Genomic DNA, 12,423 nt, shown 5'->3' on the forward strand with positions numbered 1-12,423 from the left:
GCTTTTGCCAGCAACATCTCCAAGATCCTTCCCAACTTCGGGACGGGGATTTACCTGAGCAACGACAAGGCGTATCTGGGCTTATCGGTCCCCCGGTTGATCAAGAATCGGTTGAGTGAGTACAACGTAGGAGATTATCGGTCGGTGCAGGCTCGTCATGCGTACCTGGCGGCCGGTTTCGTGGTGGGGATCAGTCCGGTAGTGAAGATGAAGCCCTCGATGCTGGTGAAGTATGCGGAAGGAGCTCCGTTGGGTTTTGATGGGAACATCAACTTCTGGTTTGCCGATCGGATCGCGCTTGGTGCTTCGATTCGTCGGAACCAGTTTTCGACCTGGTCGACCTACACGACGGATGCGGTGGTAGGGATGCTGGAGGTCCAGTTGACGGATCAGTTCCGTTTCGGTTATGCGTATGATCGGACGATGAACGGGTTACAGAGTGTGGCTCCGAGTTCGCACGAGATCATGATTCGGTATGAGTTTGGATTCGGTAAGAACCGTATCCTGACGCCGAGATATTTCTAAAGAGAGAGTAAGTACGAAGGCGTGAATGAGTAAAGTAGCGAACTGCTGAGGCAGGTTTTTCGCTACTTTACTCATTCACGCTTTGGTGTTTAGGGTAGGTAGTAAGGGTACAGGAGGTTTTTCGATCTTTCGCTCATTCGACCTTTCTCGTATTCATTTTCGGCGTAGATTTTGCTTAGGAAAGGGTATATTCTTCTGGATTCCGGCAGAGTGTACCCTTTCTTTTTTGCTACTGAAGTTTTCCAACTTTTATAGTGTATGAAGCATATTTTCTCTATTATCGTACTTGCCTGGGTCATGGTAAGACCGGCTCTGGCTCAGTCGTTAGTAAAACAGGCCGACCGCCAGTTTGATCAGTTAGCCTACACCAAAGCCATTGAACTGTATGAACAGGCGCTGAAGAGTCCATCTACACTTCCAGAAACGGATCGATTGGCGGCCCGGGCTAAATTAGGGTATAGCTATCAGCAAACGCGTGATATGCCCAATGCCGAGCGCGTGTATCGCGAACTCATCAGTCAGGGAGCATTGCCAACGGATTATACCAAGTGCTATTTATACTACGCTCAGACACTGGCTAGTAACGGTAAATACCGCGAAGCTCAGGAGGCATATGATAAATACGGGGCTACCCAGACAAGCGACAAACGTGGGCAGGGGTTTTCGAAATTATATCAGGATGTAAGTGCTTTAACGCGCAATGCCGGGAGTTATAAGGTCGAATTCCTGAGCATGAATACCCGCCAGGCCGAATTCAGCCCCATGATGTATAAAGATGGGTTGGTTTTTGTGTCGACGGGCAACGGAAGTAGTGGTGTTAAACGTGTGTTCAAGTGGAACAACACGCCCTTTCTGGACTTATATTATCTGCCCGATCTGAAAACGATTCGTGGCTCAAAAGCAGCTAGCTTAGGCGGTGGTACATCGGCAAGCAAACGTATTCGTACCCAATTGATTCGGCCATTAGGTAGTGATGATTTTACGGCCCCGACTGCCAATGATTCCCGAACGGTTGGGTTCTATGGTGGTACTAATATCAGTCAGGGTTATGAAGATCAGCCTATTAGCGAGTCAGACCAGTTTAGCCGGACCTTGAATACCAAGTACCACGAAGGGCCTGCAACCTTTACTAAAGATGGCTCGCGGGTGATCTTTACCCGAAATAACTACAACGGTGGTAAATACCGGAAAAGTAGCGACGGGATTAATAAACTAAAGCTATATACAGCTACACAAACGAGTGGGATCTGGAGCAAAGCGGAAGAGTTGCCTTTCAACAATGACGAATACTCGACCGGGCATCCATCACTATCGAAAGACGATCAACTTCTTTATTTCGCATCTGACCGGCCCGGCGGATTTGGAGGCACCGATATTTATGTATCAAAATGGACAAACGGAAAATGGGGCGAACCCGTCAACCTGGGCAAGGAAGTGAATACGAAAGGGAATGAACTGTTTCCTTTTGTCGATGAAAAAGGAAATATCTACTTCTCTTCCGATGGACGACCTGGCCTGGGTGATCTGGATATGTTCTACGCTCAGCTTTCGCCCGATGGGCAGCAGGCTTTGCTATCGCGGAACCTGGGTGAGCCGTTAAACTCATCGAAAGATGATTTTGGGATTGTAACCGATGGTGACCGGATGAGTGGTTATTTCAGCAGTAACCGCAAAAACGGAGGAGCTGATGACGACCTGTATCGGTTTACCCGCGAAGGCTCGCTGTACCCCTGCCGCGAACTCACCGTCAGTATTGTTGATGCAGAAACCAAGCAGCCGCTGGCCAATACGTCGGTTGCATTGGATAATCCAGCCAGCAATGGCCAAAAACAGCTTAAAACGGATGCCGAAGGTTTGTTGCGGGTCTGCCTGAATGTCGATAGCGACTTTAAATTCCTGGCTAGTCGGGAAGGGTATCTGGATAATCAAATCGGTTTTTCAACGAAAGATATGTCCGACGACCAGCCTTCGCGGATTGAAATTCCGCTCTCAAAACCGAAGGTGGAAGAAAAACCAACGCTGGGTATGACAACGCTGCGTGGGCGTATTACGACCCAAACCGATAAACAACCTATCGAGGGAGTAAAAGTCGTACTGGTAAATGAGTGCGACGGGACCTCTCAGGAAACCACTACTGGCCCCGATGGCAGCTATGAATTTGCGGTCAAACCCGGCTGTGATTATGCCATCGAAGCCATGAAAGACAACATGGGTACAACGGGTAGCCGGATCACCAAAGAGGGCGTTGGATCGACCGATATCGCTATGTTCAAGAAAGGCGACATTATTAAGATTGACAACATCTATTACGACCTGAATAAATCGAAGATCCGGCCCGATGCCGCTGTTGAATTGGATAAAGTAGTCGCTTTGATGAAAAAATATCCAACCATGAATATCGAAATGCGCTCGCATACGGATAGCCGCGCATCGGCCAAATACAACGCTACGTTATCGAGTAGCCGGGCGAAAGCAGCTGTTTCATACATCAAGTCGAAAGGAATTGCCGCTAAGCGAATGATCGCTAAAGGATATGGCGAAAGTCAGCTATTGAATAAATGCAAAGACGGTGTCAACTGCCCTGAAGAAGATCATCAGCAAAACCGCCGGACAGAGATCAAGATTCTGAAGTTTTAGTATGATCCCTAAATGGCACGGAGCCGACAAGGCGCTTCACAGAGAAGCAGTACGCTCTTTTGTGAAGCGCCTTGTCGGCTCCGTGTTTTGCTATGTACTAATTTTAAGTAGGTTTTTCAGGCAAAACCTTGCAATTTGAGCCACTTTTTTCAGCAGCTCTATGCGTGTTTTTACGTCGGTTTTAGCCTCATTTTTGTTAGGAGGCATTACCTTGTTGATTACCAGTCAGCATGCGTTCGGTCAAAAGGAAGTGTTGTATTCACAATACCTCCTGAACCCGCTCAGTATTAATCCAGCCTATGCGGGAAGTCGCGAATCGTTTCACCTGACAGCCTTTCTTCGGCGGAAATGGATCAGTGTTCGGTATGCGCCAGTCACGCAAAGTGTTTCGGCCGATGGAGCTATTGCCCATGGTCGTATCGGGCTCGGTTTTCAGGCCTTAAATGATCGTATGGGGTTGTTTACAGCCACCGGTGTTTACGGAAGTGTAGCGTATCGGTTTAATCTCCCTGCGCTGGCAAAACTCTCCATAGGCGTTCAGGGGGGAGTTAGTGTAGTGCCGCTCTACGATGTTACCAGCGCAACGAGCATTAACCGCGCCGTAAGTAGCCTGGGTGTTGGTATCTATTATCGCTCTGACCGCTTTTTTGCAGGTATATCAGCGCCTGAGTTAAGCGGACAAATCAAGGATATTACGGGTAGGTATTCATTCAAAGGTGTTCAGCCGATCATGCTGCAGGTAGGGGTACCCTTTGAGGTGGGTGAGAATACCGTTCTGATTCCATCGGTTCTGCTGTCGAAAATAGCGGATCGGCCCATGGGATTCGATATCAACATGCGAGCCTGGTTTCAGGAGCAGTTTGGCTTTGGTCTATCGTACCGGCAAAACAGTCCGGGCTATATCTCGACCAATTATGTACAGGCGATTGCCGAATATCAGTTGAGTAAATCCATTCGGATAGGGTACATCTTTAATTCACAAACTCCCGAAAGCCCTAACGCTATGCAGTACGATCAGAAGAGTGTTCATGAGATTATGCTCCGATTTGCCCCCAACGTACTTTCCACTACCTATTGATTAAAAGACCGGGGTAGTCTATCAAAAAAATAGTACATTGGTACTTTAGAAACGTAACATAACGACCGATTGGAAGCCAACGAAGCGATTTTCAGGAACGATATGTTGCGCTATTTGTCGGCCAGCAGTCGTATGCCTAATCAATCCAGTATTCAGAATTTATATATTCCCAGCGATCTCGACCGAGAGTTTCCGTTGGCTCCTCATTTTGTTCAGGCATTTGGTAGCTATCCCAATTACCTTCATTTCAATGATGATTTTAAGCCCTCGGCCCAACAGTTATTCGATAGCCGGGGATTTGTATTAATCAATCACTCAACCCGCGTTACCGATAAAGGATGGCATGTTATCGAACGAATTTATCAGCATGATGAGGGATTGGTGCTGAAGGCGGAGTTTGTCGGTGATCGGTTTATTCGATTATACGGATATTTTCGCGACGAAACATCTGCTAAAAGCTTACTGGATGGCTTTCAGGAACACCGATACGTTCATGAAGATAACCAGACGCATATTTACCTCATCCAAAGCGGCCTGGGTGGTTTACATACCGAGCGGGTCGAAATTCTGCCGCCCGAAATCGACCTGGAGCTTCATTATAACGACGATTTTCCGGCGGTTCATGAGCGACTGGTAGCGTTACTGGCGCAGCCCAAGAGTAAAGGGCTGATTTTATTGCATGGCGAGCCTGGAACGGGCAAAACAACCTATATCAAATACCTGAGTTCGCTGGTCAAAAAGGATATGCTCATCTTGCCTCCTTACATGACCAACTACCTGACTTCCCCCGAAATTATTCCGTTTTTACTGGATAATAAAGATTCGGTATTGATCATTGAGGATGCCGAACGGATTCTGCAATCGCGCGAGGCCGGTGGCGATACCAATAGTGTATCTAACATCCTGAATCTGACCGACGGACTACTTGCCGACTGCATGCATATTCAGGTCATTGCAACGTTTAATGCCAGCAAGCATCTTCTGGATAAAGCTCTCCTTCGAAAAGGCCGCCTGATGGTCGATTATGCGTTCGGAAAACTGGCTCCTACCAAAGCCAACCGACTGCTTGAGCACCTGAGCATGGATTACCGTACTAGTCAACCCATGACTCTGGCGGATATTTTCAATCTCGATGAGCAGACCGTTTCGGGTGAGCGACAGGAGGTCAGAATGGGTTTTTGATTAATCGTTACTTAGGAAATTTTATTTAACGAGCTTTGCTCAATAGCCTTCCCGATTAACTGGATGAATAGAGCCATCCAGTTAATCGGGAAGGCTTATTATTTGTATACCAAATAATAAAAAATTTTTACTATTTGTACTTGCATTTTATTATTAACCAATATTCATGCTTGTTTAATCTTCGACTTTTCAATGACAAAATTTATCCATGTATTAAGCTATCTGTGTGTAGTTCCAGCATTACTATTTGCTCAAGCCGATCCCAGACAGGCTGTTGTTGATTCAATTAACCGCACCTTCTCCTATCAGACGGGAACCATTTTGCTGAACAAGGGAATGGCGAAATTGACTGTACCCAAAGGATTTAAATTCCTGGATGCAACACAAAGCCGACGAGTATTAGTTGACATTTGGGGAAACCCGGCAGATGTAGCCACATCGACCCAGGGTATGTTATTTCCGCTGGATGGCGGTCCAATAGCGGATAAGTCATGGGCATTTAATGTAACGTATGACGAAATGGGTTATGTTAAAGATGAGGATGCTGATGATATTGATTATGCCGATCTGCTTGAGGAAATGAAAGAGGGGACCGAAGAGGCCAGTAAAGAAAGAATAAAGAATGGCTATGAATCAATTGCACTGGTCGGCTGGGCATCGGCTCCGTATTATGATAAAGCGCATAAAGTGTTACACTGGGCTAAGGAAATAAAGTTTGGTGATACCTCTACTATTAACACGTTGAATTATGACGTACGTATTTTGGGGCGAAAAGGGGTGATGAGTCTGAATGCTATTGCCAGTATGGATGAACTCCCCTTAGTTAAACAGCAAATACCGGGGGTGATTGGTAGCGTTACGTTTGAACCTGGAAATAAATACACAGATTTTGATCCAAAAATGGATGTAGTGGCCGCAGTGGGTATTGGTGGATTAGTAGCTGGTAAAGTACTGGCTAAAGCAGGTTTCTTCGCATTACTCTTAAAATTCTGGAAGCTGATAGTGGTAACGGTCGCTGGTGGCTTCTCGGCCCTGCGTCGATTCTTATTCTCCAGAAAGGTAACTGAGGAGCCTTCTAGTGAAGCTTCATAAATGAAACAGGAGCCAAGTACGGCTCCTGTTTCATTTATGGCTGGTTGCTTTAAAGTCGATTGGCTTTCCACTTACTTTGCCGGGCGGCCGTAACAGTAGCCCCATTCGGTTTGGGCTTGGCTGTTTCCAGAAGCCAGGCGCTTAGCACGGCCGCTAATTCGCGCTCGTGCGTGTCGGGTGTGGGAGTAAGTTTATCAGGGGTGAAATAGCGACTTACAAATCCTGTATCGAACTGACCGGAGCGAAAGGCATCGTGTTCCATGACGAAACGGCAGAACGGTAAGGTCGTTTGTACCCCCGAAATTTCGTATTCATCAATGGCCCGGATCATTTTCTGGATGGCTTCCTCGCGTGAGTCACCATACGTAATCAGTTTGGCAATCATCGGGTCGTAATAGATCGGGATAGCCATGCCCTGTTCGAAACCATCGTCAACGCGCACGCCATTGCCCTGTGGACGCACATACGTGTCGAGCGTACCAACATCGGGCAGGAAATTATTGGCAGGGTCTTCGGCATAGACGCGCACTTCGACAGCGTGACCTTTGATCTGTAAATCTTCCTGTTTGATGGTCAATGGTTTCCCTTCGGCAATATAAATCATCTGCTTCACTAGATCCACGCCCGTGATTTGTTCCGTAACCGGGTGTTCAACCTGAAGACGGGTATTCATTTCGAGGAAGTAAAAGTCGAGTTTGTCGTTGACGATGAACTCAACGGTACCCGCTCCATAGTAGCCGCAGGCTCGGGCTACATCGACAGCCGCACGACCCATAGCTTCCCGGATTTCGGGTGTCAGAATAGCCGATGGCGCTTCTTCCACCACTTTCTGGTGGCGACGCTGCACCGAACATTCGCGTTCGAACAGGTGAATAATGTTGCCATGTTGGTCGCCAAGTACCTGAATCTCGACGTGCCGGGGCGAGGTAACGTACTTTTCAATAAACACCGACCCGTCGCCAAAAGCCGACTGTGCTTCACTGACCGCGCGATCCATCTGCTCATCGAAATCGGCTTCCTGCTCCACCACCCGCATGCCTTTTCCACCACCACCCGCACTGGCCTTAATCAAGATCGGATAGCCAATTTTGGCTGAAATAGCTTTGGCTTCAGTGCGATCCGTAATCGCCGATGGTGTACCCGGTACCATAGGAATGTTGTAACCGGCTACGGCAGCTTTGGCCGCCAGTTTACTCCCCATAACGTCAATACTTTCGGGCGATGGTCCAATAAAAATGAGGCCGGCCTCGCGTACCTGCCGGGCGAAATTGGCATTCTCAGACAGGAAGCCGTATCCAGGATGGATGGCATCAACCTGAAGATTTCGGCACACGTCAATGATCACATCAGCGCGGAGATATGATTCGGCGGAAGGGGGCGGACCAACGCAAACGGCTTCGTCGGCATAGCGAACATGCAGGGCGTTGCGATCGGCTTCTGAGTAGATAGCAACGGTTTGAATACCCATTTCGCGGGCAGTACGCATAATCCGCAGGGCAATTTCACCCCGATTGGCAACAAGAATTTTTTTTATGGTCATTGGGCTTTGGGCATTCATTGTCATGGGGTGTCATTCATTGACCGGCCTTATTCATGACCATACAGGACGCAGAATGACTACTTCGTGGCAATAATACGGAATTGAATTTTATGACTTCCGTTTGCGCTACCAAAAGATAACCGTATTTTTGCACTTACCGTATAAAAAAACGAGGCTGTAGCCTGATAAACACCAATAAAAAGTGGATTTATTTGAGAAACTGCGTAACAACTTAGGGCCCATCGGTTCACCGGCAAGGGATTTTAATGGCCACCACTATTTCGCATTCCCTAAACTGGAAGGAGAGCTTGGGCCTCACATGCGTTTCCGGGGCAAGGAGGTGTTGAACTGGAGCCTTAACAATTACCTGGGTTTAGCCAATCATCCTGAGATTCGGAAAGCCGATGCTGACGCGTCGAAGCAGTGGGGGCTGGCTTACCCAATGGGTGCTCGTATGATGTCGGGAAATAGCGACCTTCATGAGCAATTTGAGCAGGAACTGGCTCAGTTTGTCGGTAAAGAAGACGCATTTCTGCTGAACTATGGCTACCAGGGCGTTATGTCGGCTATCGAAGCAATCGTTGATCACCGCGATGTTATCGTATATGATGCCGAATGCCACGCCTGTCTGATCGATGGGATTCGTTTGCACAAGGCCAAGATGGGTGAATACTATAAATTCAACCACAATGACATCGACAGCCTGGACAAAAACCTGCAACGGGCAACCAAAAAAGCCGCCGAAAAAGGAGGAGGAATCCTGGTTATCACGGAAGGCGTATTTGGGATGTCGGGTAAGGTAGGTAGCCTGGATAAAATCGTTGCGCTGAAAGAAAAGTATGAATTTAAACTGCTGGTCGACGATGCGCATGGATTCGGTACGATGGGCAAAACAGGTGCTGGTGTTGGCGAAATGCTGGATTGCCAGGATGGCATCGATTTGTACTTTTCGACGTTTGCCAAGTCGATGGCCGCCATCGGCGCCTTTATCGCAGCTGACCACGACATCATCATGTACCTGAAGTACAATATGCGTTCGCAAACCTACGCAAAGGCACTTCCAATGCCGTATGTAGTAGGTGGAATGAAGCGTCTGGAGATGATCCGCAACTCGTCGGAATTCCGCGATAAGCTGTGGGAAAACGTTCGGGCACTGCAAAGTGGTTTGCGCGAACGGGGCTTCGATATTGGTGATACCCAATCGCCGGTAACTCCTGTGTTCCTGCATAACCTGGAGGGGGGCGTACCAGAAGTAGCTGCTCTGACGAAAGATTTACGCGAGAATATGGGCGTGTTCTGTTCGATTGTTGTGTACCCGGTTGTGCCGAAAGGAACCATTATGCTGCGTATCATTCCAACGGCCTCGCATTCGCTCGACGATGTAGCGTATACATTAAATGCGTTTTCTGTAGTAGGCGAACGGCTTGAAAAAGGTTACTATAAGAAATTTGCTGCCGAAATAGCCCAGAAAACGCTGCAAGTATCAGCCGAAGCGGCTACAGAATAGGGTTTTGTCCTGAAAATAGGATTTTTTTGGCATTTTTTTGGCTCAGCTATTGCGCTGTATGATAGAATGCTTAAATTTCCAACCAAAACCGCGTTTTTAGCGGAATTTGGGCATTTTTCACACTTAAACCCATACGTATCGCTATGGCACGCTTCGATGAAGTAAAGAATTTGGTTATGTCGCTCGAGAGTGATTTCGAGAAGTTTTACGAGAAAAATAACCAGGCTGCCGGTACCCGCGTTCGGAAAGGAATGCAAGATTTGAAAACGCTGGCGCAAGACATTCGGGCTGAAGTTCAAAATACCAAGAACACAGCAACCAAGTAGCGTTAGCATCTGGTCAGTTGGCCAACTATAAAAACTCCCCTGTAAGGCAATGTCTTTACAGGGGAGTTTTTATTTGGTTAACGTAGTACGGACTTCGGTATATGAGTGAGTCGGCAAAAAAGCTACTCATCCGCCAGCCACCGTACATATCTTTATAGCTTTTCCCGGTGCATCAGAGTGGCTATGCCCCGCGTGGTTACTTTGCCCGTTTGGACATCTCTGAGTTCGCCGAGGATTTGAGCGGTGTGCTTAACCGGATCAACCGACTGAACAGTAAACGTAGCTTCGTAGTCGGTATCAACAAACATGGGTCGTAAAAACTCCAGCGTTTGTCCTAAATAAACGGACCCATAGCCTGGGAATTCGGTGCCCAGTACTTTTGTGAAGACACTTGCTCCCAGCATACCGTGGATAATTGGGCGTTTGAACGGGGTTTGAGCGGCAAAATCGGCATCGAGGTGCAACGGGTTATTGTCGCCCGTAACCCTGGCAAAATCAACTACGTCGGCCTGCGAGAACCGAAAGCTATAGCGATGAACAGCATGTAAGCCAAATTCCATAGGCGGAAATGAATAATGAATAAGGTAAAATGGAGAATGACGGTGGGGCAAAGATCGTATAGAAGCACGAATCATTAGTCATTTTGCATTATACATTATTCATTGAGTCTTACCTTCGCGGATACTTATGCTTACGAAACTGTTTTCAACCGATGCGGCAGCAAAGCGCGTATTTGGGCTGGATGTAATGCGGGCGCTGGCGATTCTGATTGTTGTAGATGCTCATGCGACCATTGCGCTGAAAGAATACTATAATGGGCTATTTATACACCATCTGCTTCCCGATGGCGTTGAGCTGTTTTTTGTGCTGAGCGGCTTTCTGATCGGCGGCATTTTGATTCGATCGTACGAAAAGAAGGGTCATTTCAATCAAGAACTACTACTAAATTTCTGGACGCGACGCTGGTTTCGTACCCTGCCCAATTATTACCTGGTGCTGACGGGGCTGATCCTGTTCGCGCTGGTACGGGCGTGGCGAAGTGGACTACACCATACATTGCCCGGAAAGGCGACGTTGATTCAGTATTACCTGTTTATTCAGAATTTTGCGAACCCTGTTCCCGACTTTTTTCCCGAAACCTGGAGCCTGGCCATTGAGGAATGGTCGTACATCACGCTCCCGCTGGTACTGTGGGGTATGCATGCGCTGTTTTCGGCACGGTGGTCGCGGCAGCGAATTGTACTGGTTACCATCCTGACCATTATTGTCGGAACCAATCTATATCGATTCATTACGGCTCTTCAAATCCCTCTTTCAGAAGGTGAGCTGCAATACCGGGGAATGGTTATGACCCGGCTGGATGCAATTTCTTATGGCGTATTGGCAGCTTATGCAAAAAACTACTTCCCGAACCAGTGGACCAATAAGACCCTCCAGCGACGATTGTTACTGATTGGGATACTGGTTAGTGCTTTGGTTTCTTTTTCGGCATCGATTCTGGTCATTGGCTACTACTATAAAGCGGGTGTCCATCTGGGGTATACATTTTTCAAACGGACGTTCTATTTTCCATTGATGGGGTTAAGTATGGCTCTGATTGTGCCGTATATGGATGGCTGGCGGACGGCAACGGGCATTTGGGCAAAGGCCGGAATCAGTCGGGTTATTACGCACATCAGTCTGATTTCCTATTCGATGTACCTACTGAATCTGACGCCCATCATGTTGAACATCATTGAACGGATACCCACTACATCGTTTGCCGTGGGCTGGGCTAAAGTTGGGTTGTTCTGGCTGCTGGTCTTTGTGGCGTCAACGCTGCTATACTACTTCTTTGAAAAGCCCGTCACCGAACTCCGCGAACGGATTTCAGCAAAAGAGCCAACGCTTTTAATGAGTGAACGAGTGAACAAGTGAAATTAGCTACCTAAAACCACTCGTTCTCTAGTTGAATCAGCTCGTATGGTCGCTGATGATGACCCAGCGTCGTTTGACTTTATGCCAAAGTAAGGTGAAATAGCCATCGGCATCCCCTATTTTGGGCCGGGTCAGATGAAATCGGCCAATCACATAGGCAACATTCGAACTAGGAAAATCCATATTTAGTACATCGAATCGGAGCTTCCCCATGGCAGCACGGTCGGGGTATCGCTTTTTATAGTTTTCGAGGGTAGCCTGATAGCCATAGGTAATGCCCGCTTTTCCTATAAATGTGAGTGAGTCAGACACCCAATAGGCGGTCATAAACTTATCGATACGCCCGGCATTCCAGTCGTCGGTCTGACGTTTCAAAATCTGGAGAATGGCCCGTCGATCAGGGGCGGTGCCAATGGATTGAGCGTGTACACCTGTTTCTAAAAATAAGCTAAGAGCAAAGAGGGTAATAAGTAGGCGCATTATAAGCAGGCTTTATGGTGTATAATAAGATGACAAGTCAAATATGGGGTTGTTGGGTGGCAGTAAGTTAATCAGGAATTGATTGACAAGTAAGCAATAGTTTAGCGTTATTCGCTGCACGATATGATTACTCTGTTTC

General features: G+C 47.6%; 11 protein-coding genes. 8 read left to right on the forward strand and 3 right to left on the reverse strand.

Features of this window, described 5'->3' with window-relative positions; all coding sequences use genetic code 11:
- The 5 genes from BGO59_RS20280 to BGO59_RS20300 all read left to right on the forward strand — a co-directional run.
- Positions 1–525: PorP/SprF family type IX secretion system membrane protein (locus BGO59_RS20280; RefSeq protein WP_293686157.1), on the forward strand; the 525-nt coding region annotated here is incomplete at its 5' end.
- Positions 526–783: 258 nt separating this feature from the next.
- Positions 784–3,162, forward strand: a complete 2,379-nt coding sequence (locus tag BGO59_RS20285) for a carboxypeptidase regulatory-like domain-containing protein (protein WP_293686159.1) — start codon at positions 784–786, stop codon at positions 3,160–3,162.
- 160 nt (positions 3,163–3,322) lie between these two features.
- Positions 3,323–4,240, forward strand: coding sequence for a PorP/SprF family type IX secretion system membrane protein (locus BGO59_RS20290; protein WP_293686161.1), 918 nt, complete (start codon positions 3,323–3,325; stop codon positions 4,238–4,240).
- 69 nt (positions 4,241–4,309) lie between these two features.
- Positions 4,310–5,422 carry an AAA family ATPase gene (locus BGO59_RS20295; RefSeq protein ID WP_293686163.1) on the forward strand — a complete coding sequence of 371 codons (1,113 nt, stop codon included), beginning with the start codon at positions 4,310–4,312 and terminating at the stop codon, positions 5,420–5,422.
- 192 nt (positions 5,423–5,614) lie between these two features.
- The gene (locus tag BGO59_RS20300) at positions 5,615–6,514 is read left to right on the forward strand and encodes a DUF2167 domain-containing protein (protein WP_293686165.1); all 900 of its coding nucleotides are present in this window, start codon (positions 5,615–5,617) and stop codon (positions 6,512–6,514) included.
- 49 nt (positions 6,515–6,563) lie between these two features.
- On the opposite strand, the gene accC is transcribed toward BGO59_RS20300, so the two are convergent.
- Entirely contained in the window at positions 6,564–8,054 is a 1,491-nt protein-coding gene (gene accC / locus BGO59_RS20305; protein WP_293686167.1) for an acetyl-CoA carboxylase biotin carboxylase subunit, read from the reverse strand.
- A 202-nt stretch (positions 8,055–8,256) separates the two neighbouring features.
- Between accC and BGO59_RS20310 the strand changes: the two genes are divergently transcribed.
- Complete coding sequence (locus BGO59_RS20310) at positions 8,257–9,561, forward strand: pyridoxal phosphate-dependent aminotransferase family protein (protein WP_293686169.1); 1,305 nt, start codon at positions 8,257–8,259, stop codon at positions 9,559–9,561.
- Between the two features lie 143 nt (positions 9,562–9,704).
- Positions 9,705–9,887 carry a histone H1 gene (locus BGO59_RS20315; protein WP_293686171.1) on the forward strand — a complete coding sequence of 61 codons (183 nt, stop codon included), beginning with the start codon at positions 9,705–9,707 and terminating at the stop codon, positions 9,885–9,887.
- Positions 9,888–10,039: 152 nt separating this feature from the next.
- Here BGO59_RS20315 and BGO59_RS20320 read toward each other — a convergent pair whose 3' ends face one another.
- Entirely contained in the window at positions 10,040–10,447 is a 408-nt protein-coding gene (locus tag BGO59_RS20320; protein WP_293686173.1) for a MaoC family dehydratase, read from the reverse strand.
- A 127-nt stretch (positions 10,448–10,574) separates the two neighbouring features.
- On the opposite strand from BGO59_RS20320, the gene BGO59_RS20325 reads away from it, so the two are divergent.
- Positions 10,575–11,804: an acyltransferase gene (locus tag BGO59_RS20325; RefSeq protein ID WP_293686175.1), complete on the forward strand. Its 1,230-nt coding sequence runs from the start codon at positions 10,575–10,577 to the stop codon at positions 11,802–11,804.
- A gap of 36 nt (positions 11,805–11,840) precedes the next feature.
- Here the strand turns inward: BGO59_RS20325 and BGO59_RS20330 are convergent, their stop codons facing one another.
- Positions 11,841–12,284, reverse strand: a complete 444-nt coding sequence (locus BGO59_RS20330) for a nuclear transport factor 2 family protein (protein ID WP_293686177.1) — start codon at positions 12,282–12,284, stop codon at positions 11,841–11,843.
- Between the last annotated feature and the right edge of the window lie 139 nt (positions 12,285–12,423).

It is taken from the genome of Spirosoma sp. 48-14, assembly GCF_001898575.1.
Classification (GTDB): domain Bacteria; phylum Bacteroidota; class Bacteroidia; order Cytophagales; family Spirosomataceae; genus Spirosoma.

What these genes read in the sequence shown, in the direction of transcription:
- BGO59_RS20285 (WP_293686159.1), top strand. Translation starts at nt 784, where the DNA reads ATGAAGCATATTTTCTCTATTATCGTACTTGCCTGGGTCATGGTAAGA.
- BGO59_RS20290 (WP_293686161.1), top strand. Translation starts at nt 3,323, where the DNA reads ATGCGTGTTTTTACGTCGGTTTTAGCCTCATTTTTGTTAGGAGGCATT.
- BGO59_RS20300 (WP_293686165.1), top strand. Translation starts at nt 5,615, where the DNA reads ATGACAAAATTTATCCATGTATTAAGCTATCTGTGTGTAGTTCCAGCA.
- accC (WP_293686167.1), bottom strand. Translation starts at nt 8,054, where the DNA reads ATGACCATAAAAAAAATTCTTGTTGCCAATCGGGGTGAAATTGCCCTG.
- BGO59_RS20315 (WP_293686171.1), top strand. Translation starts at nt 9,705, where the DNA reads ATGGCACGCTTCGATGAAGTAAAGAATTTGGTTATGTCGCTCGAGAGT.
- BGO59_RS20320 (WP_293686173.1), bottom strand. Translation starts at nt 10,447, where the DNA reads ATGGAATTTGGCTTACATGCTGTTCATCGCTATAGCTTTCGGTTCTCG.
- BGO59_RS20325 (WP_293686175.1), top strand. Translation starts at nt 10,575, where the DNA reads ATGCTTACGAAACTGTTTTCAACCGATGCGGCAGCAAAGCGCGTATTT.
- BGO59_RS20330 (WP_293686177.1), bottom strand. Translation starts at nt 12,284, where the DNA reads ATGCGCCTACTTATTACCCTCTTTGCTCTTAGCTTATTTTTAGAAACA.